This window comes from Mycobacterium sp. IDUB_1 (assembly GCF_055419625.1).
Genome location: NZ_JBVAYA010000004.1, coordinates 395,436 through 415,563 on the forward strand (window position 1 = coordinate 395,436; position 20,128 = coordinate 415,563).

Consider the following 20,128-nt stretch of genomic DNA (forward strand, 5'->3'; position numbering starts at 1 on the left):
ATCGTCACACGAGCTTGTCGAAGCACTTCTCTTCGACCCGCTTGCTCATCCGCCACCCGTGCTCGGTGCGGACGAACTCGTCGACGTACCAGATGCCGACGAAGTAGATCTGGGCAGGGTTCTTGTCGGGATCGCCACCCATCACCATCGGGTTGAAGCAGATCGCGCGCGATGTCGCGGTGTCGCCCGAGATACGGATGTCGACGTTGCCGAGCATGTGGTAGTAGATCGGGAAGTTCGGCAGCACCTCCTTCAACCAGGCCTTGACCTCGGGAAACCGTCCCTCGATACCGCCGGCGACGCTGTAGTCGATGTACGCGTCCGGGGTGAACACCGCGTCGAGATCGTCGAAGCGCTTCTGGTCGATCGCGGTCGAGTAGTCGACCAGCAACTGTTGGATCTCCAGCCGATCGGAAATCTCCTCGAGGCTCAACATTCCTCGATTGAACACGATCGAGGAATCCCGTTAGGCTCGGCCGCCATGATGAGGCTTCTCGCGTACCTGACGGTGATCATGGGCGTGGTCGGCGGGGTGAGCGCTCCTCACGCGGTCGCGACGCCGGTCGCCGGGGTGAGCCAGCCGGCGGGCAGCGTTCCGATCCCGGTCGGCCCCGCGGAGGCGTGGATCGTCGCGGACATGGACACCGGCGCGGTGCTCGCGGGCCGCGAGGAGAACACCCGGTTCGCGCCGGCGAGCACGATCAAGGTGCTGCTCGCACTGACCGTGCTCGACGAGCTGCCGCTCGACGCGACCCTCGTCGCCAATGAGGCCGACACCAGAGTCGAATGCAACTGCGCGGGTGTGACGCCGGGAATGACGTACACCACCCGACAGCTGCTGGAGGCGCTGCTGCTCGTCTCGGGCAACGACGCCGCCAACACGCTGGCGACCATGCTGGGCGGCCGCGACGTCGCGACGGCCAAGATGACCGCCAAGGCCGCCAGCCTCGGCGCGCTCGGCACCACTGCAGGTTCACCGTCGGGCATCGACGGCCCGGGGATCGACATCTGGTCCACGCCGCACGATCTCGCGGTGATCTTCCGCGCCGCGATGGCCAACCCGGTGTTCGCCCAGATCACGTCCCAGCCCACCGCGGTATTCCCCACCCGTACCGGCGACGTCGTACTGGTCAACCAGGACGAACTGCTGCACCGCTACCCGGGCACCTTCGGCGGCAAGACCGGGTACACCGATCTCGCGCAGAAGACGTTCGTCGGCGGCGCAGAGCGCGGCGGGCGGCACCTGGTCGTGGCGATGATGCACGGGCTCGTCAGAGAGGGCGGGCCGACCTACTGGGATCAGGCTGCCGCGCTGCTCGATTGGGGTTTCGCCCTGGGACCGAACGCGGGCATCGGCACGCTCTAGTGCGATTTCGGCGTGCTCGTCGTCGCTCGGCGACGGCAGTCACGCCGAAACCGGTACCCGACGGTGACCCGGCCGAGTCCTTCCGCGGATAGCGTCGCCCATCGTGCGGCGTGGATTCGCGGGGCTGGTGTGCGCCCTCGGTACGACGATGATCGCGGTGACGGTCATCGTGCCAGCCGCCCCGGTCGCTGCCCAACCGAGCGCCGAACCCGCTGCAGCACAAGCACTTCCACAAGGACCGGCACAGGCGTGGCTGGTCGCTGATCTGGACACCGGTCGCGTGCTGGCCAGTCGCGATCCGTACGGCCGCTACGCACCCGCCAGCACGATCAAGCCTCTGCTCGCGATGGTGGTGCTCGATCGGCTGCGACCGGACAATTTCGCGCGGGCCAACTCCTCACATGACGACGTCGAATGCTCGTGCGTGGGGCTCGTGCCCGGGCAGGCCTACACCACGACGCAGTTGCTCTCGGCGCTGCTGATGGTGTCGGGCAACGACGCGGCGAACATGCTCGCCGACATGCTGGGCGGGCAGCAGGCCGCGGTGGCGGCGATGAACCGCAAGGCCGCCCTCGTCGGCGCACGTAGCACCAGGGCGTCGTCGCCGTCCGGCCTGGACGGACCCGGCTGGGAGTCGGTCACCTCGCCCCACGATCTCGCGGTGATCTTTCGTGCGGCGCTTCAGTATCCACTCATCGCGACGATCATGCGATCGCCGACGGCGCCGTTCCCGGGCAAGACGCTGCACAATCAGAACGAGCTGCTGAGCCGTTACCCCGGGGATCTGGCCGGCAAGACCGGGTTCACCAACCTGGCCCGCAAGACCTACGTCGGTGCGGCCCAGCGTGGCAGCAAGCGGCTGGTGGTGGTCCAGATGTACGGCAGCGGTGACCTCTACGGGCAGGCGATCGACCTGTTCGACTACGGCTTCAGCCAGCCCTAGGCTGACCGGGATGGACACCGGCGCCGCCGAGCAGATCGACCGCCGGCTCGCGCCCTGGACCGGCCACCTCGGCGCCGACCTCACCGCCTACCGCAACCATGTGCTGCGGGTCCTGGCGTATTGCGATGCGCTGCACGCCATCTCCCCCGTCGCCGGCATCGAGCCCGTGCCCTCGTCCACCGAGGCCTACCTGACCGCGGCCGCGTTCCACGATCTCGGCATCTGGTCGGCAGGCACCTTCGACTATCTGGCTCCGTCCGCCGATCTCGCCCGCGCCTGGCTCGCCGAGCACGGCGAGGAGGACCTCGCCCCGCTCGTCACCGAGATGATCGTCGAACACCATCGGATTCGGCGCGCCGGACCGCCCAGCGCCCCTGTCGAGATCTTTCGCCGCGCCGATGCCGTCGACGTGTCGCTCGGCGTGGTGCGCTTCGGCCTTCCCCGCGCCTCCTGCCGGGCCGTGCGCAGAGAATGTCCCGATGCGGGCTTCCACGCCCGGCTCGTCGCGCTGACGCTGGCCCACGCCCGACGTCATCCCGGCTCTCCGCTGCCCATGTTCAAGTGGTGACACCCCGCCAGAGGGACGCCCCCATTGCTCGCTGCCAGCAAGTAAGGTCGCCCTAACTTGCGCCGCGTGGTGTGGTGCGCCGACCGAGGGAGCAGTCGTTGGCCGTCCAGCCCGAGTTCTCGCTGATCGTCGGATACGGCACCGACATGGGCAACGCCGAAGACGCGGCGTTGTCTTTCGCGGAGGCGTGTGTCGCCGCCGGCATCGGTGCCGAGGCCCGCGAACTCAATCAGATCGACATCGACGAACTGCGCAGCGTCAGCCATCTCGTCGCCGTCACCTCGACCTTCGGCGACGGTGAATTTCCCGACAACGCCGCACTGTTCTGGGAGTCACTCGCAGTCAGCGACACCCCGCTCGATCACCTGAGCTTCGCCGTACTGGCCCTCGGTGACATCGGCTACGACCTGTTCTGCAACGCCGGAAAACTGCTCGACGAGAGGCTCGAAGCGCTGGGAGCCACCCGGCTGACCGCACGTGTCGACATCGACGGCCCCTACGAGCGCCACGCCGCAGCGTGGACCACCGACGTGGTCAAGCTGCTGCAGGCCGCGCACACCCCCGCCGGCGTGGCACCACCGCCCGCCGAGCTCGCCGGCCGAGATCGGCACCATCCTGTGGCGACCCGGTGCACGGTCAATCGCGTTCTGTCGTCGGCCGACCCGGACCGCGAAGTCCGCCATTACGAGATCGACCTCACCGGTTCCGGCATCACCTACTGCGCCGGCGACTCTCTGGCCGTGTACGCCCCCAACGATCCCGTGCTCGTCGACGCGCTGCTGGCCGAACTCGCCGCCGAACCCGATCATCTCGTCGCGGGCTACGACGAACCGCTAGGCACCCTGCTCACTGAACGCCTCGAGATCCGGACACCCTCGCGCGCACTGCAGGCCCTCGTCGCCGCGCACACCCACGACGAACGCGCGGCCGCCGAGCTGCGCGCCGAGCCGACCCCGGCGCCGGGCTCGTGGTGTTACGGCAAAGACGTGCTCGACATGGTGCGGCTGGCCGATCTCGACGTCGACGACGTCGTCGACACCCTGCGCCCCCTGCAGTTTCGCGACTATTCGATCGCGTCGAGTCCACTGGTGCATGCCGACAGCGCGCACCTGACCGTCGCCACGGTCCGCTACACCTGCGGCGGCCGCACACGCGGAGGTGTCGCGTCGACCTTCCTGGCCGACCGCGGCGATCGGCTCACGGTGCAGCTGCGTCCCAATCACGCGTTCCGCCTGCCGGATCCGGACATCCCGATCATCATGATCGGCCCTGGGACCGGCGTCGCACCGTTTCGCGGCTTCCTCCAGGAACGCCAGGTCACGGGTTCCTCCGGTGAGTCGTGGCTGTTCTTCGGAGACCGCAGGCGCGCCACCCACTACCTCTACGGCGAGGAACTGGAGGCCTTCGTCCAGGCCGGCACGCTGACCCGGCTCGATCTGGCGTTCTCTCGAGACTCGGACACGAAAGTGTATGTGCAGCAGCGCATGCGGGATCGGGGCGCCGACCTGTTCGCGTGGTTGCGCGCCGGCGCTCATCTGTACGTGTGCGGCGACGCCGACCGGATGGCCCGCGACGTCGACGCCGCGCTGCACGAGATCGTGGCCGAACACGGCGGGTTCGACGCCGAGGGCGCCCACGCATTCGTCAGCGACCTGGTGAAGTCGCACCGCTACGTGCGCGACGTGTACTAGCGGGTCACGCGTCCACGCAGCACGACGCGATCAGGCGCCGCGAGCACTCCGGCACCTGTTCTCGGATCATCTGTGTAGCAGACGAAATCGGCGGACGCACCGTGCTCGAGACCCGGCCGGCGCAGCCACTCCCTGGCGTCCCAGCAGGCCGCGCCCAGCGCATCGGTCGGCGTCATGCCGATCCCCTTGAGCGCTTCCACCTCCTCGGCGATACGGCCGTGCGCCACAGCGCTGCCCGCATCCGAGCCCGCGTAGATGGGCACGCCCGCTTCCCGCGCCGCCGCGATGCGCTCCCCGCACGTGGCGTAGAGGGCACGCATGTGGCGCTGATAGCGCGGGTACTTGTGGGCGGCGGCGGCGATGTCGGGGAAGTTCTCGATGTTGATCAGCGTCGGCACCAGCGCGGTGCCGTACTCGACCATCAGATCGATCGTGTCCTCGGTGAGCCCGGTGCCGTGTTCGATGCAGTCGATGCCGGCGCGGATCAGGCCGGGCAGCGCCTCCTCGCTGAACACATGGGCCGTCACGCGGGCGCCGTGGGCGTGCGCGGCGTCGATCGCCGCGTCGAGGACCTCGTCAGACCACAGCGGAGCGAGATCGCCGGTGTCGCGGTCGATCCAGTCCCCCACGATCTTCACCCAACCGTCCCCGCGGCGCGCCTGCTCCGCGACCGCCTGGGGCAGCTGCGCTTCGTCGGCCAGTTCGGCGGCGAAGCCCCGCTGGTAGCGCTTGGGCCGGGCGATGTGACGCCCGGCCCTGATGATCCGCGGCAGGTCGTCACGCTCGTCGAGAATTCGTGTGTCGGTGGGAGATCCGGCGTCGCGCAGGAGCAGCGCGCCGACCTGACGCTCGACAAGCGCCTGCTCGATGGCCTCGTCGAGCGGGATCTCACCGTCGGGCCCCAGCCCGACGTGGCAGTGCGCGTCGACCAGGCCGGGCAGGATCCAGCCGCCATCAAAGACAGTCTCGGCGCCGGCGACCGGTTCAACGGACAGGCGTCCGCGCCGCCCACCCTCTTCGGGCGAGCCCTCATCGACGACCCACCACTCCACGGGTTCCCCGTCGGGCAGCCCACGCCCGCGGACGTGCAGCGCCGCCGCCATCAGTTCTTGGGGAACTTCAGCTTCGACAGGTCGATGTCGGCAAGGCCCGGGGGCAGCTCGTCGAGGCCCTTGGGCATGTTGGACAGGTCCGGGAAACCGGCGGGCAGGCCGGCCATGCCGGCGCCGAGCGGATTGCGAGGCGGCGTCGGACCCTTGGTCGTCTGGCGGCCCTTCTTCTTGCCCGCCTGCTTGTTCTTGCCCTTGCCCGCCTTACGAGTGTTCTTGCGGCCGAACGGCATTCCCATCTGTCCGGCCATCTGCGACATCATCTTGCGCGCGTCGAAGAAGCGGTCCACCAGCTGGTTGACCTCGGCGACGGTCACCCCGGAGCCGTTTGCGATGCGCAACCGTCGGGAGGCGTTGATGATCTTCGGGTCGGCCCGCTCGGCCGGTGTCATGCCGCGGATTATGGCCTGCACCCGGTCGAGCTGGCTGTCGTCGACGGCGGCCAGTGCGTCCTTCATCTGACCGGCGCCGGGCAGCATGCCCAGCAGATTGCCGATCGGACCCATCTTGCGGATCATCAGCATCTGCTCGAGGAAGTCCTCGAGAGTCAGCTCTCCGCTGCCGATCTTGGCCGCGGTCGCCTCGGCCTGTTCAGCGTCGAAATGCTGCTCGGCCGCCTCGATCAGACTCAGCACGTCACCCATGCCGAGGATGCGGCTGGCCATCCGGTCGGGGTGGAAGACGTCGAAGTCCTCGAGCTTCTCGCCGCTGGATGCGAACAGGATCGGCACGCCGGTGACTTCGCGCACCGACAGCGCGGCCCCACCGCGGGCGTCACCGTCGAGCTTGGTCAGCACGACGCCGGTGAAGCCGACGCCTTCGCGGAACGCGTCGGCCGTGGTGACGGCATCCTGGCCGATCATCGCGTCCAGGACGAACAGCGTCTCGTCGGGCTGCACCGCGTCGCGGATCGCGGCGGCCTGGCTCATCAGCTCCTCGTCGATACCGAGGCGGCCCGCGGTGTCGACGATGACGACGTCGTAGTGCTTGGCCTTGGCCTCGGCCAGACCCGCGGCGGCCACCGCCACCGGATCGGCCGTGCCTTTGACCTCGGCGGCGCCGGGCGCGGTGCCCGGATGCGGCGCGAACACGCCGACCCCGGCGCGTTCGCCGACGATCTGCAGCTGATTGACCGCACCGGGCCGCTGCAGGTCGCAGGCCACCAGCAGCGGCGTGTGACCCTGGCCCTTGAGCCACTTGGCGAGCTTGCCCGCCAGCGTGGTCTTGCCCGAGCCCTGCAGGCCGGCCAGCATGATCACCGTCGGTGGGTTCCGCGCGAAGGCGAGCTGGCGCGTCTGACCGCCCAGGATCGCGACGAGCTCCTCGTTGACGATCTTGACGACCTGCTGGGCGGGGTTCAGCGCACCCGACACCTCGGCGCCCTTGGCGCGCTCCTTGATGTGGGACACGAACTGACGCACGACGGGCAACGACACGTCGGCTTCGAGCAGGGCCAGCCGGATCTCGCGGGCCGTCGCATCGATGTCGGCATCGGTCAACCGGCCCTTGCCGCGCAGGCCCGACAGGGCACCGGTCAACCGGTCGGACAGGGATTCAAACACCTCGTCAGCCTAACGGTCGCCCGGTCGCGACGAGAAAGCCGCGCTGAGGCCTGGTCGCGTGCGACCCCCACCCGTTACCGTGAGGGCCATCCGACAAGCCCGCGGAGGTTCCGTGACAGCGATCGATGTGCCCCTCACCACCTCGCGCCGGGACGCGGACGCGCCCCGAGGCCCGCTCACTGGAGTCACCCACATCAGCCAGTGCACGTTGTGTGAGGCGCACTGCGGGCTGCACGTCACCGTCACCGACGGGCAGGTCACCCGCATCGAGGGCAATCCCGACGACGTGCTGTCCCACGGCTACATCTGCCCCAAGGCCACCGCGATGGGCGGACTGCACCACGATCCCGACCGGGTACGCACCCCGCTGCGCCGCGTGGGTGAGCGCTTCGTGCCGGTCGACTGGGACGAGGCGTTCACCGAGATCGGTCGACGGCTGCGGGCGGTGCGGGCCACCAGCGGCAGCCAGGCGCTGGGCATGTACCTGGGAAACCCGGCCGCGCACAGCTCCGGCGCGGCCTACGGCTTCCTCCTGAGCCGGGCGCTGCGCACCCCGAACTTCTTCACCGCGTCGTCGATCGACCAGATGCCGCACGAGTTCGCGGCGTGGAAGGTGTTCGGGTCCAACGCGCTGATCCCCGTCACCGACATCGACCGCACCCAGCGGCTCGTGATTCTCGGGGCCAATCCCGCGGTGTCCAACGGTTCGCTGTCGATCATGCCCGGCGCGAAACGGCGGATCCGAGCGATCCGCGAACGCGGCGGCACCGTCGTCGTCGTCGACCCGCGCCGGACCGAGACCGCCCGCCTGGCCGATCAGCACGTCGCGGTTCGCCCCGGCGGCGATCTGTTCCTGCTGCTGGGGATGCTGCACGTCCTGCTCTCCGAAAAGCTCTGCGACACAAAGGCTGTCGCTGCACAGTCGACGGGGATCGCCGAACTGGCCGACCTGGTTGCCGACGCGACGCCGGAGGCGATGGCCCCGCGGGCCGGGGTGGACGCGGAGGTGATCCGCACGCTGGCCCGCGAGCACGCAGCCGCGGAATCCGCGGCGATCTACGCGCGCATCGGTATCTGCCAGCAGCCGACGGGCACGCTGGTCAGCTGGCTGGTGATGGTCATCAACGCGGTGACGGGCAACCTCGACCGCGCGGGCGGCACGATGTTCACCACCCCCGTCGCGGATGTGCCGAGGCTGGCCAAACGGATACCGTTCCGGCCGGGCAGCTACACCGACCGGTCGGGGCGCTATCGCTCGTTCCGCTCGGAGCTGCCCGCCGTGGTGATGGCCGACGAGATCCTCACCCCTGGCCCCGGTCAGATCCGCGCGATGATCACCTACGCCGGCAATCCCGTGTCGTCGATCCCCCAGCGCGGCCGTCTCGACGATGCGCTGGACTCGCTGGACTTCTACGTGGCGGTCGACATGTACGTCACCGAGACCACGCGGCACGCCGACTTCATCCTGCCGCCGGTGTCGCCGCTCGAACGCGACGACGTCAGCCTGCTGACGCCGGTATTCCAGGTGCGCAACACCGTTCGCTTTCAACATCGTTCGTTCGACCCACCGTCCGATGGCTTGGAGGACTGGGAGATCCTGACGCGCCTGGCGCTCGAACTGCTGCCGCGGCCGCTGCGGTCACTGCCCGGCCCGCTGCGCTCACGGCTCGTGTCGGCGATCAACCCGCTACGCCTGGCGGCGCTGGCCGTAGCCACCGGACCACACGGCCGACTTCGACAGGGCCGCAGGGGCATCACGATGCGGCAGATCCGCACCAGCCCGGGAGGTGTCGATCTCGGCCCGCTGCAGCCGCGCCTGCGCGAGGTCATCGCAACGAAAGACCGACGCGTGCACCTGGCGCCCGAAGAGTTCGTCGCCGCGGCACGCGCCTGTCTGGCGGATACCGACGCGGCGCCCGCCGACGAATACGACCTGCAGCTGATCGGCCGCCGGCAGCTGCGGAGCAACAATTCCTGGCTGCACAACGTGCCGTCGATGACGGGTGGCAGCAACCGGTGCACGGTGCTGATGCACCCGCACGACGCGGCATCGCGCGGCCTGGCCGACGGCGACATCGTGTCCGTTGCCTCGGCCGTGGGCCGCATCGAGGTACCACTGGACGTCACCGCGGACATCCGCGCCGGAACCGTTGCCGTTCCTCATGGTTGGGGCCATCAAGACACCGGGTGGCGCCACGCGCGCACGTTGGCCGGCGCCAACGTCAATGCCCTGCACGACCCGGATCTCGTCGACACGTTCACCGGCACCGCGGCGGTCAACGGGACCTGGGTCTCGGTCACCGCCGCGCACTGACCGTCTAGCTGGCTTCCTCGACGGCGGGCGGCGGCGCGGGCAGCACCGCGAACAGCTCCCGATCCAGGGTCTGGCGCACAGCGGCGCTGTCCTGTGGCAGCACGACGCCGAACGCGTCGACCACCGAGGAACCCAGCGTCGTCACCTTCGCCCAGGCGATGTCCACCCCGTTGCGCTCGAACACCGCGGTCAGCGCGCTCAACAATCCGGCGCGGTCGGTGGTCCGGATCTCGAGCACCGTCCGCCCGGCCTCGTCGGCGTCGTGCCACAGGACCCGCGACGGCGCGGCAGGAGCATGGACGGGCACCGCCGGCCGGATCTCGCCGGCACGGCCCGCCGCCTGAGGATCGCCCTTCTTCTCCAGCGAGGACACCACGTCGAGATCGCCGTCGAGCGCCAGGATCAACTGCTGGCGCAGCAGCTCGGCCGCCGGCGGTGAACCGAAATGCGGTGAGACGACGAAGGTGTTGACCGCAGACCCGTTGTGGCCGTTGACCGAAGCCGAATGCACACGCAGCGAGTTCAGCGCCAGCACACCGGCGGCCTTCGACAGCAGACCGCGCTGGTCCGCCGCGATCATCGTGACGGTGAAGATGTGCGGACTGTCGCCGGGCGCCAGCTCCACGTGCACCCCGGGTTGGCCGGCCATCTCGAGGAAGCGGGGATCGATCGGATCCGGTTGCGGCAGAGGCTCCCCCGCCATCACCAGCCGGCATCGCCGGACCAGATCACCGAGCAAAGAGGCCTTCCAGTCACCCCACACGCCGGGACCGGTGGCCAGGGAATCGGCCTCGGCCAACGCGTGCAGGAGCTCGAGCACCGTCAGATCCCCGCCCATCGCATCGACGACGGTCGCGATGGTCGCGGGGTCCTGCAGGTCACGTCGAGTCGCGGTGTGCGGCAGGAGCAGGTGATGCCGCACGACGGCAGACAGGATCGTGATGTCCGACGGCCACAACCCCAGCCGCGTGCCGATCTGATGGGCCAGCTCGGCACCGATGACGCTGTGGTCCCCGCCGCGGCCCTTGCCGATGTCGTGGATCAGCGCACCGAGCACGAGCAGATCGGGCCGGGCGACGCGCGTGGTCAAAGCGCTTGCCCGCGAGACGGTTTCGACGAGGTGACGATCGACAGTCCAGATGTGCACGACGTCGCGGGGGGGCAGGTCGCGCACCGCACCCCACTCGGGGAAGAGCCGGCCCCACAGGCCCGTGCGGTCGAGGGCCTCGATGGTGCCGACCGCCGAGGGGCCGGCGGCGAGCATCACCAGCAGGTCCTTGAGCGCCTGACGCGGCCACGGCGTGCGCAGTTCGGGCGCTGTTTCCACCAATCGGCTCAGCGTCGAGGCCGCCATCGGGAGACCGGTGGTCGCCGACGCGGCCGCCACCCGCAGGATGAGCCCGGGATCGCGTTCCGGACGTGCGTCTCTGGCGAGGATGACTTCGCCATTGAACTCGATGACGCCCTCGTCGAGCGGGCGGCGCACGGGGCGGCGCAGCGCCGACAGCCCGCGGCGTGGCAGCGCGTTGCCTGCCGTTCGGATGCCGGCGTCGACGTAGTAGCTGACCGTGCGGGCGGCGTCGGAGAGCATGCGGGCGAGATCGAATCGGTCCCCGATGCGCAGCGACGCACCGATCTCGTCGGCATGCTGGGCGAGGAGCAGTTCCCGGCCGCGTCCGGCGACGCGATGCAGTTCCGTGCGTACGTTCAGAAGGGCCAGATGCGCCTCGCCCAGAGTCTCGGTGGGAGAGGCCAGCGATCGGCTGGGATACACGTCGGCGAGCTGCGCGATGGCCAACGCGTTGAGCAGTTGCACGTCGCGCAGGCCGCCGCGACCGCATTTGAGATCGGGTTCGGCGCGGTGTGCGATCTGACCGCTACGCTGCCACCGGGCCCGGGTGTGCTCGACGAGTTCCTCGAAGCGCGAGCCGATCCCGGTACGCCACTGGCGGCGCGCACCACCGATCAGCAGCGCTGAGAGGTCCGCGTCGCCGGCGATGTGACGCGCCTCGAGCATCGCGAGCCCGGCCGACATGTCGTCGGCGGCGACGCGCAGCGCCTCGGGCACCGTGCGCACACTGTGGTCGAGCCGAATGTTGGCGTCCCACAACGGATACCACAGCAGCTCGGCGACCTCGCCCACGATGTCGGACGGCATGTTGTCGTGCAGCAGCATCAGGTCGAGGTCGGAGTACGGGAGTACTTCACCGCGGCCCAGACCGCCGGTGGCGACGATGGCGAACCCACTGCTGGCAGTGATACCGATGTCGTTCGCCTTGGTGGTGAGCCAGAAATCGTAGAGATCGAGCAGGGCGTCGCGCAGCGCCGCCGAGTCCAATCGCGCTCCCCCGGACCGCAATTGCTCGACGGCGGCAGTCAGATCAGTTGCCGGACTTGACGATCCCGCCGCCGGACGCACCCAACGGGGTGCGCCGGCGGCGGGACGCGGTGTCTGTTCTGTCATGAGTTGTCCTCCCGGCACTTGACGATCCAGCGCACCCGGCGCGGGCCGGGAGACGACTCGGTGTTCGACTGCTCCGTCAGAGAGCGTCGGCTCCCCTCTCGCCGGTGCGCACCCGCACCACCGTCTCGACCGGGCTCACCCAGACCTTGCCGTCACCGATCTTGCCGGTGCGGGCGGCCTGCACGATGACGTCGACCACCTTGTCCACGGCGGCGTCGTCGACGACGACCTCGACGCGAACCTTCGGCACGAAGTCCACCGAGTACTCCGCCCCGCGGTACACCTCCGTGTGGCCCTTCTGCCGACCGTAGCCCTGAACTTCGCTGACGGTCATGCCGAGGATGCCCGTCTGTTCCAGACCGGTCTTGACATCTTCGAGTGTGAACGGCTTGACGATCGCAGTTATCAGCTTCATATCCCTTATCCCTCCACGCCTGGGTGACGACCGAGTGCCGAGCCTCCGCCGACCGAAGCGAAGTCGTAGGCGGTTTCAGCGTGCTCCGATTCGTCAGCCCCGGTGGATTCATCCTCCTCGCTGAGCCGAAGTCCGACGGTGTACTTCACTATCAGAGCCAAGATAGCTGTCCCGATGGCCGAGTAGAGCAGAACCGCTCCCGCACCAACGGCCTGGCGCCACAGCTGGTCGAAACCGCCACCGTAGAAGAGCCCGGCCACACCAGCGCCGGTCTCGGGCGCGGCGACCAGCCCGACGAGCAGAGTGCCGACGATGCCGCCGACCAGGTGGACGCCCACCACGTCGAGCGAGTCGTCATATCCCAGTTTGTATTTCAGGCCGACGGCCAAGGCGCACAGGGCACCTGCGACGACGCCGATCACGAGAGCTCCGACCACGTTCACCGACGAGCACGACGGGGTGATCGCGACCAGGCCGGCCACGATGCCCGAGGCGGCACCCAGCGAGGTGGCCTTGCCGTCACGGATGCGCTCGGTGAGCAGCCAGGCAAGCATCGCCGCACCCGTGGCGACAGTCGTGGTGACGAAGGTCGAACCGGCCAGGCCGCCCGAGGACGTCGCCGAACCGGCGTTGAAGCCGTACCAGCCGAACCACAGCAGACCGGCGCCGAGCATCACGAACGGCAGGTTGTGCGGGCGCATCGGGGTGCCCGGCCAGCCGCGGCGCTTGCCGAGGATGATCGCGAGAACCAGGCCCGCGGTACCGGCGTTGATGTGCACCGCGGTACCACCGGCGAAGTCGACTGCGGCGAGCTTGTTGGCGATCCAGCCGCCCGTCTCGGCGGTGACCCCGTCGAACGAGAAGACCCAGTGCGCGACCGGGAAGTACACGACGGTGACCCACAGTGCGGTGAACAGCAGCCAGCCGCCGAACTTGATGCGGTCGGCGACCGCGCCCGAGATCAGCGCGACGGTGATGATCGCGAACATCAGCTGGAAGGCGACGAACACCGTGGCCGGCAGCGTACCCACCAGCGGGATGTTCACCGCGTCCACGGCTTCCACGCCGGCGGCCGGGTCGGCGACGACGGCTGCCGCCGCGTTGCCCCCGATCAGCCCCTTGAGTCCGAAGAACTGGGCGGGGTTGCCGAACAGGTTGCCCACGTCGTTGCCGAAGGCGAGCGAGTAGCCGTAGAGCACCCACAGCACGGTGACGACACCCATGGCCGAAACGCTCATCATGATCATGTTGAGCACGCTCTTGGCGCGCACCATGCCGCCATAGAAGAACGCCAGGCCGGGGGTCATCAGCAACACCAGCGCGGCGCTGGCAAGCATCCACGCGGTATCACCGGTGTCCGGTATACCCATCGTCGGGAATTGGTCCACTCGCAGATTCCTCCTTCGTCATGCCACGGCCGCGCCAAATGACGTCCGTTGCCTGGGACATGACAATGCGCAGTGGTTGTTTCGACGAAGACGCGCCGGTGTTTCGCTCGTGTGAACGGATGGACCGGTCAGGTTTCGCTGCTGTTACATCACGCGATTCAGGCGGCGCGCTCAGCCGAGTAGGGCGTCGACGAAGGCCGCCGGTTCGAACGGGGCGAGGTCATCGGCGCCCTCACCCAGGCCCACCAGCTTCACGGGAACGCCGAGCTCCTGCTGCACCCGGAACACGATGCCGCCCTTGGCGGTGCCGTCCAGTTTGGTGAGCACGACGCCCGTGATGTCGACCACTTCGGCGAATACCCGGGCCTGCGGCAGACTGTTCTGACCGATCGTCGCGTCCAGGACGAGGAGTACCTCGTCGACCTGGGCGCGTCGGCTGACCACCCGCTTGACCTTGCCGAGCTCGTCCATCAGGCCGGTCTTGGTGTGCAGCCGGCCCGCGGTGTCGATCACCACGACGTCGGCGCCCGACGCGATGCCGGTGTCGACGGCGTCGAAGGCCACCGAGGCCGGATCGGCCCCCTCGGCGCCGCGAACCACCTGCGCACCGACCCGTGACGCCCAGGTCTCCAGCTGATCGGCCGCAGCGGCTCGGAACGTGTCCGCGGCGCCCAACACGACGCGGCGGCCGTCGGCCACCAGCACGCGGGCCAGCTTGCCCACCGTGGTCGTCTTGCCTGTGCCGTTGACACCGACGACCAGCAGCACCGACGGCTTGTCCTCGTGGGGCAGGGCCCTGATCGAGCGATCCATATCGGCCTTGAGCTCGGCGATCAGCACGTCGCGCAGCACCGCGCGGGCGTCGGCCTCGGTGCGGACGTTGGCCGATGCCATTCGCGCGCGCAGTGCGCTCACCACCGATTCGGTGACCACCGGGCCGAGATCGGCGATCAGCAGCGTGTCCTCGATCTCCTCCCAGGAGTCTTCGTCGAGGTCACCGCCGCCGAGCAGGCCCAGCATGCTGCGGCCCAGCGTGTTCTGCGACTTCGCCAGGCGGCCACGCAGCCGGTCCAGACGGCCTTCCGCCGGCGCGATGTCGTCGATCTCGGGGGTGACCGCCGGGGCCGGCGGCTCGTCCGGGACGACCACGTCTGGTTCGGCAACGTCTGGCCCCACAACATCGGGAACCACGACGTCGGGAACCACGGTGTCCGGCGCCTCTACGGGCGGTTCAGGACGGGCCTCGGTGACGGGATCAGGCAGCCGCACGTCGGAGATGCGCCGTTTGGGTGCATCCCGCGGGATGGTGGCATCATCGCCGACGGCGGGCAGTCCGGTGGTGTCAATGCGCTCAGGCGCCTTCGCAGTGCGCGGCGCGGGCGGCTGAGGGGGCGCCTCGGTGGGCGCTGACGCCGAGAACGTGATGCCCGAGGCGGCCTTGTAGCCGCCCGACCGATCGACAGGAGTGGCGGTGTCTCGAGCGGACAGGCTGATGCGACGCCGGCGGTACCGCACCAGGCCCACCACGAGCGCGACGAGCAGCAGGACGGCGATGACCGCAATGGCGATCCAGAGACCCTCACTCACCCGGCCATTGTCGCAGGGGCCCGGAACGGGCCACAGCCGGTGAGCTTCAACCCGGGCTCGGCCCTGCATCAGCGCAAACGCCGCCACATCGATGTCTGCCTGACCGAGGCGGTCGACTACCAGACGGTGACCACGGGCTTCGAGCGCTACCGGTTGCCCTACAACGCGCTGACTCAGACCGACCTGCGTGCGATCGACCTGGGTACCGACTTCCTCGGCCGCCGGCTGCAGGCGCCCGTGCTGATCGGCGCGATGACCGGCGGTGCGGAGCTCTCGGGGATCATCAACCGCAATCTGGCGGCGGCGGCGCAGCAACTGGGCATCGGCATGATGCTGGGGTCGCAGCGGGTGATGATCGACGACGAGGGCGCCGCGGCCAGCTTCGCGGTCCGCGAGGTCGCGCCCGACGTGCTCGTGATCGGCAACGTGGGGCTGGCCCAGGTGTCCCCGGACATGGTGCCCGGGCTGGCGGCCGCGCTACAGCGTGTCGGCGCTGATGCCGTCGCGGTGCACACCAATCCGCTGCAGGAGGCCATGCAGCACATGGGCGACACGGATTTCTCCGGGTCACTGGGCCGGCTGGGCGACGTCATCGGAGCGCTGGACTACCCGGTGATGATCAAGGAGGTCGGGCACGGCATCGGCGCCGTCGCGGCGGCAGAGCTGGTGCGGTATCCGGTGGCTGCGGTCGACGTCGCCGGTGCGGGCGGCACCTCCTGGGCGCGCATCGAGCAGTTCGTCCGATACGGGGAAATCCGCCATCCGGCGCTGGCCGAGTGGGGCATCCCGACCGCACAGGCGCTGCAGGAGGTGCGTCAGACGCTGCCGGACATGCCGCTGGTGGCCTCGGGCGGAATCCGCACCGGCATGGACGCCGCCAAAGCTCTCGCCATGGGCGCGCAGGTCGTCGCCATTGCCCGGCCGTTACTCGCGCCGGCGATCGAATCCGTTGCCGCCGTGGTCGATTGGCTGGAAGTCTTCCTCGAGGAGCTGTTGATCTGCCTGCACGGCAGCGGCGCGGCCGACCTCGCGGCCCTGCGCGCCGCCGGCGTCACCCCCCACTCCGCCCAAACCGACGTTTGGGCGGGAAAGAGCGAGTAGAACCCACCATTACGTCGATCTGGACGCGGCCTCACGACGGGCTGGTGACCAGCTCCTGCCCTCGCATCCGCTGCGAGATGACCGTGGTGATGCCGTCGCCGCGCATCGTGACGCCGTACAGCGCGTCGGCGACCTCCATCGTCGGCTTCTGGTGGGTGATGACGATCAGCTGGGAGCGCTCACGCAGCTGCTCGAACAAGCTGATCAACCGCCGCAGGTTGACGTCGTCGAGCGCGGCCTCCACCTCGTCCATCACGTAGAACGGTGACGGCCGGGCCCGGAAGATGGCCACCAGCATCGCCACGGCGGTCAGCGACTTCTCCCCGCCCGAGAGCAGTGAGAGGCGCTTGATCTTCTTGCCCGGCGGTCGGGCTTCGACCTCGATGCCGGTGGTCAACATGTCGCTCGGGTCGGTCAACAGCAACCGGCCTTCTCCACCGGGGAACAACGTCGAAAACACTTGGGAGAACTCACGTTCCACATCGTTGTACGCCTCGGCGAACACCTGCAGGATGCGGGCGTCGACTTCGGCGACCACATCGAGCAGATCTTTGCGCGCAGCCTTGACGTCCTCCAGCTGAGTCGACAAGAAGTTGTAGCGCTCCTCGAGCGCCGCGAACTCCTCGAGCGCCAGCGGATTCACCCGGCCCAGTTCGGCCAGCTCCCGTTCGGCTCTCTTGGCGCGCCGCTGTTGGGTGGGCCGGTCGTAGGGCATCGGCGCCGGCGCGGTGACCTGCTCGCCGCGTTCACGCGCCTGCTCGTACTCGGCCATCTCGAGCTCGGTCGGCGGCATCGCCACATCGGGCCCGTACTCGGCGACCAGATCGGCCGCCGCCATTCCGAATTGTTCGAGGACCTGCGCCTCGAGCTGCTCGATGCGCAGGGCAGCCTGCGCCTTGGCGACCTCGTCGCGGTGCAGTGCGTCGGTGAGCGCGGCGATCCGGGTGGTGAGCTCGGAGACTTCTTCGCGGGCCTTGCCCAGGGCTGCGGCGCGGACCTGACGTTCAGCGGCGATTTCGTCGCGCACCCTCGACGCCACGCCCACCGCGCTACTCAGCCGTGCCGCGACGAGTCGGCCGGACTCGGCCACCGCAGCGGCTACGGCCGCGGTGCGCACGCGCGCCTCGCGCGCATTCTGGGCCCGCACGCGGGCCTCCCGCTCGGCTGATGCTGCCCGACGGAGCGAATCCGCCCGTCCGCGAACGGCATTGGCGCGTTCTTCAGCCGTGCGGACCGCGAGCCGGGCTTCCACCTCCGCAGCCCGCGCAGCCTCGGCCGCGGCCGTCCATTCCTGGCGGTCGACGGGCTCGGCGTCGAACATCGGCTCCTGCTGGGCGTGGCGCAGTCGCGCCTCGAGCTCGCTCAGTTCGGCGATGGTGCGGTTGCGCCCCGCCTCCAGTTCGTCGCGCTGGGTGATCAGCCGCTGCCATTCGTCGTCGGCGGTGCGGGCCTCTTGCCCCAACCGGCCGAGCTGCTCGTAGATGGCCGAGATCGCCGTGTCCGACTCGTTGAGCGCGGCAAGGGCCTGTTCGGCCGCATCCTGGCGGCTGGCCTGCTCGGCGAGCGCACCGGACAGCGCAGCCGACAGTTCGGCGGTCTGCCGTTCGGCGTCGACGAGCTCGGACCGCGCCTTGTCGACCTCGGACTGGATCTCCAGTGTGCTCGGCTTGCGGTCCGACCCGCCACTGACCCAGCCCGCTCCCACCAGGTCGCCGTCGGCGGTCACAGCACGCAGATCTGGTTGTGCGGCAACGAATTCCAGGGCGGTGCGCAGGTCGTCGACCACCGCGACCCCGGCGAGCATCGCCGTCACAGCGCCGTGCAGGCGCGGCGCGGGTTCCACCACGTCACGCGCCCACACCGCACCGGTAGGCAACGACCGGGGGGCGGCACCCGTCGGCTGCGGCCAGTCGCCCAGCACCAGCGCCGCACGGCCGCCGTCGGAGTCCTTGAGGGCGCGCAATGCATCTGCCGCGCTGCCGATCCCGTCGACGGCAAGAGCGTCGGCGGCCGCGCCCAGCACGGCGGCGATGGCCGATTCGTGACCGGGGGCCACCTTGACCATCGCGGCCAGAGAGCCCAAAAGCCCGCTACCGCTGTGGTTCTGCTGCAGCCAGGCCGCTCCGTCCTTGCGATCGAGCCCGACGGAGAGCGCATCGATGCGGGCCTGCAGGGAGGCGACCTGCCGTTCGGCGGCGCGCTCCGCGGTCTGCAGCTCGGCGACTCGCTCGTCGGCCAGCCGCAGAGCGGTCACGGTCCTGTCGTGGTGTTCGTCGAGGCCGACTTCGCCGGCGTCGAGTTCACTGACGCGGGCCTGCACTGTCTCGAACTCGGCTTGGGCCTGCTGCGCCCGGGTAGCGGCGTCGTCGATGCCTGCGCTCAGCCGCGCAACGGTCTCGTCGATGGACTCGACCCGGGTGCGCATGGTGTCGACCTGGCCGGCGAGCCGCGCCAGACCCTCGCGACGATCAGCTTCGGCCCGCGCCGCCGCCATGTGGGCGCGCTCGGCGTCGGCGGCCACGCGCTCGCGCTCGGCGAGCTCGGCACGTGCGCCGTCGAGCCGTTCGCGCGATTCCTCGAGCTGCTCGAGCAGGGCCTGCTCCTGCTCGGCGATCTCGTCGGCCTGGGCCTCGAGCTCGTCGGGGTCAGGTCCGCTGGACCGCTCGGGTTCGGCGTCGAGGTACTGGGCGCGTTCGTTGGCGATGCGTACGGTGGCCGCGACTCGCTCGGCGAGCGCCGAGAGCCGGAACCATCGCTGCTGCGCGGTGTCGGCACGCTCGCTGAGGTCGGCCACCGCACTCTCGTGGGCGTCCAGTTCCAGGGTGCGAGTCTGCAGCCGCGCGCTGAGTTCGTCGTGTTCGCGGCGCAGCGTGGTCTCGGCCTGGTTGGTGTCGTCGAACTCGGACTTGCGAGTCACCAGGTCGTCTGCGGCAAGCCGCAGGCGGGCGTCGCGCAGATCGGCCTGGATGGTTTGCGCTCGCCGGGCCATCTCAGCCTGCCGGCCGAGCGGTTTGAGCTGACGCCGCAGTTCCGTGGTGAGGTCGGTGAGCCGAGCCAGGTTGGCCGCCATCGAATCGAGCTTGCGTACGGCTTTTTCCCTGCGCTTGCGGTGCTTGAGCACCCCGGCGGCTTCCTCGATGAACGCCCGACGGTCCTCGGGGCGCGATTCGAGGATCTCCGAGAGCTTGCCCTGGCCGACGATCACGTGCATCTCGCGGCCGATGCCGGAGTCGCTGAGCAGTTCCTGCACATCGGCCAAACGGCAACGGCTGCCGTTGATCTCGTATTCACCGGCGCCGTCACGGAACATCCGACGGGTGATCGACACCTCGGAGTACTCGATCGGCAGCGCGTTGTCGGAGTTGTCGATCGTCAGCGTCACCTCGGCGCGCCCGAGCGGCGCGCGCGACGACGTGCCGGCGAAGATGACGTCTTCCATCTTGCCGCCGCGCAGCGTCTTGGCGCCCTGCTCCCCCATCACCCAGGTCAGGGCGTCGACGACGTTGGACTTACCCGACCCGTTGGGGCCCACGACACACGTGATGCCCGGCTCGAAGCGAAGAGTCGTCGGCGAGGCGAAGGACTTGAAGCCCTTCAGCGTCAGACTCTTCAAGTGCATG

The 20,128-nt window shown here is 69.3% G+C and carries 14 protein-coding genes; 6 read left to right on the top strand and 8 right to left on the bottom strand.

Features of this window, described 5'->3' with window-relative positions:
* Positions 1 to 4 precede the first annotated feature (4 nt).
* The gene (locus ACZYYX_RS22885) at positions 5 to 436 is read right to left on the bottom strand and encodes a nuclear transport factor 2 family protein (protein ID WP_463816912.1); all 432 of its coding nucleotides are present in this window, start codon (positions 434 to 436) and stop codon (positions 5 to 7) included.
* Between the two features lie 45 nt (positions 437 to 481).
* On the opposite strand from ACZYYX_RS22885, the gene ACZYYX_RS22890 reads away from it, so the two are divergent.
* The 4 genes from ACZYYX_RS22890 to ACZYYX_RS22905 all read left to right on the top strand — a co-directional run bounded on the left by ACZYYX_RS22890 (position 482) and on the right by ACZYYX_RS22905 (position 4,568).
* A complete protein-coding gene (locus ACZYYX_RS22890) occupies positions 482 to 1,366 on the top strand; it encodes a D-alanyl-D-alanine carboxypeptidase family protein (RefSeq protein ID WP_463816913.1) in 885 nt (294 codons plus the stop codon).
* A gap of 103 nt (positions 1,367 to 1,469) precedes the next feature.
* Positions 1,470 to 2,309 (top strand): D-alanyl-D-alanine carboxypeptidase family protein, encoded by an 840-nt coding sequence (locus tag ACZYYX_RS22895; protein WP_463816914.1) that lies wholly within the window; start codon positions 1,470 to 1,472, stop codon positions 2,307 to 2,309.
* A 10-nt stretch (positions 2,310 to 2,319) separates the two neighbouring features.
* Positions 2,320 to 2,877 carry a hypothetical protein gene (locus tag ACZYYX_RS22900; protein WP_463816915.1) on the top strand — a complete coding sequence of 186 codons (558 nt, stop codon included), beginning with the start codon at positions 2,320 to 2,322 and terminating at the stop codon, positions 2,875 to 2,877.
* Positions 2,878 to 2,975: 98 nt separating this feature from the next.
* Positions 2,976 to 4,568 carry a diflavin oxidoreductase gene (locus ACZYYX_RS22905; protein ID WP_463816916.1) on the top strand — a complete coding sequence of 531 codons (1,593 nt, stop codon included), beginning with the start codon at positions 2,976 to 2,978 and terminating at the stop codon, positions 4,566 to 4,568.
* Here ACZYYX_RS22905 and ACZYYX_RS22910 read toward each other — a convergent pair.
* Both ACZYYX_RS22910 and ffh read right to left on the bottom strand, forming a co-directional pair.
* Positions 4,565 to 5,671 (bottom strand): amidohydrolase family protein, encoded by a 1,107-nt coding sequence (locus ACZYYX_RS22910; RefSeq protein WP_463816917.1) that lies wholly within the window; start codon positions 5,669 to 5,671, stop codon positions 4,565 to 4,567. The genes ACZYYX_RS22905 and ACZYYX_RS22910 overlap by 4 nt on opposite strands.
* Positions 5,671 to 7,239, bottom strand: coding sequence for a signal recognition particle protein (gene ffh, locus ACZYYX_RS22915; protein ID WP_463816918.1), 1,569 nt, complete (start codon positions 7,237 to 7,239; stop codon positions 5,671 to 5,673). Before ffh ends, ACZYYX_RS22910 begins: the two co-directional genes overlap by 1 nt.
* A gap of 112 nt (positions 7,240 to 7,351) precedes the next feature.
* Here ffh and ACZYYX_RS22920 point away from each other — a divergent pair, with 112 nt between their 5' ends.
* Positions 7,352 to 9,553: a molybdopterin-dependent oxidoreductase gene (locus ACZYYX_RS22920; protein WP_463816919.1), complete on the top strand. Its 2,202-nt coding sequence runs from the start codon at positions 7,352 to 7,354 to the stop codon at positions 9,551 to 9,553.
* 4 nt (positions 9,554 to 9,557) lie between these two features.
* Here ACZYYX_RS22920 and ACZYYX_RS22925 read toward each other — a convergent pair whose 3' ends face one another.
* The 4 genes from ACZYYX_RS22925 to ftsY form a co-directional block, all read right to left on the bottom strand.
* Entirely contained in the window at positions 9,558 to 12,017 is a 2,460-nt protein-coding gene (locus tag ACZYYX_RS22925) for a [protein-PII] uridylyltransferase (protein WP_463816920.1), read from the bottom strand.
* Between the two features lie 76 nt (positions 12,018 to 12,093).
* Positions 12,094 to 12,432 (bottom strand): P-II family nitrogen regulator, encoded by a 339-nt coding sequence (locus ACZYYX_RS22930; protein WP_011779408.1) that lies wholly within the window; start codon positions 12,430 to 12,432, stop codon positions 12,094 to 12,096.
* A gap of 5 nt (positions 12,433 to 12,437) precedes the next feature.
* Positions 12,438 to 13,820, bottom strand: coding sequence for an ammonium transporter (locus tag ACZYYX_RS22935; protein ID WP_463816921.1), 1,383 nt, complete (start codon positions 13,818 to 13,820; stop codon positions 12,438 to 12,440).
* A 171-nt stretch (positions 13,821 to 13,991) separates the two neighbouring features.
* Positions 13,992 to 15,407 (bottom strand): signal recognition particle-docking protein FtsY, encoded by a 1,416-nt coding sequence (gene ftsY, locus ACZYYX_RS22940; RefSeq protein WP_463816922.1) that lies wholly within the window; start codon positions 15,405 to 15,407, stop codon positions 13,992 to 13,994.
* 39 nt (positions 15,408 to 15,446) lie between these two features.
* On the opposite strand from ftsY, the gene fni reads away from it, so the two are divergent.
* Positions 15,447 to 16,508, top strand: coding sequence for a type 2 isopentenyl-diphosphate Delta-isomerase (gene fni / locus ACZYYX_RS22945; protein WP_463816923.1), 1,062 nt, complete (start codon positions 15,447 to 15,449; stop codon positions 16,506 to 16,508).
* A 31-nt stretch (positions 16,509 to 16,539) separates the two neighbouring features.
* On the opposite strand, the gene smc is transcribed toward fni, so the two are convergent.
* Positions 16,540 to 20,127, bottom strand: a complete 3,588-nt coding sequence (smc, locus tag ACZYYX_RS22950) for a chromosome segregation protein SMC (protein WP_463816924.1) — start codon at positions 20,125 to 20,127, stop codon at positions 16,540 to 16,542.
* Between the last annotated feature and the right edge of the window lies 1 nt (position 20,128).

Bases quoted from the DNA above. Each gene is read 5' to 3' on its own strand.
- ACZYYX_RS22885 (WP_463816912.1), bottom strand. From the start codon at position 436: ATGTTGAGCCTCGAGGAGATTTCCGATCGGCTGGAGATCCAACAGTTG.
- ACZYYX_RS22890 (WP_463816913.1), top strand. From the start codon at position 482: ATGATGAGGCTTCTCGCGTACCTGACGGTGATCATGGGCGTGGTCGGC.
- ACZYYX_RS22900 (WP_463816915.1), top strand. From the start codon at position 2,320: ATGGACACCGGCGCCGCCGAGCAGATCGACCGCCGGCTCGCGCCCTGG.
- ACZYYX_RS22910 (WP_463816917.1), bottom strand. From the start codon at position 5,671: ATGGCGGCGGCGCTGCACGTCCGCGGGCGTGGGCTGCCCGACGGGGAA.
- ACZYYX_RS22925 (WP_463816920.1), bottom strand. From the start codon at position 12,017: ATGACAGAACAGACACCGCGTCCCGCCGCCGGCGCACCCCGTTGGGTG.
- ACZYYX_RS22930 (WP_011779408.1), bottom strand. From the start codon at position 12,432: ATGAAGCTGATAACTGCGATCGTCAAGCCGTTCACACTCGAAGATGTC.
- smc (WP_463816924.1), bottom strand. From the start codon at position 20,127: ATGCACTTGAAGAGTCTGACGCTGAAGGGCTTCAAGTCCTTCGCCTCG.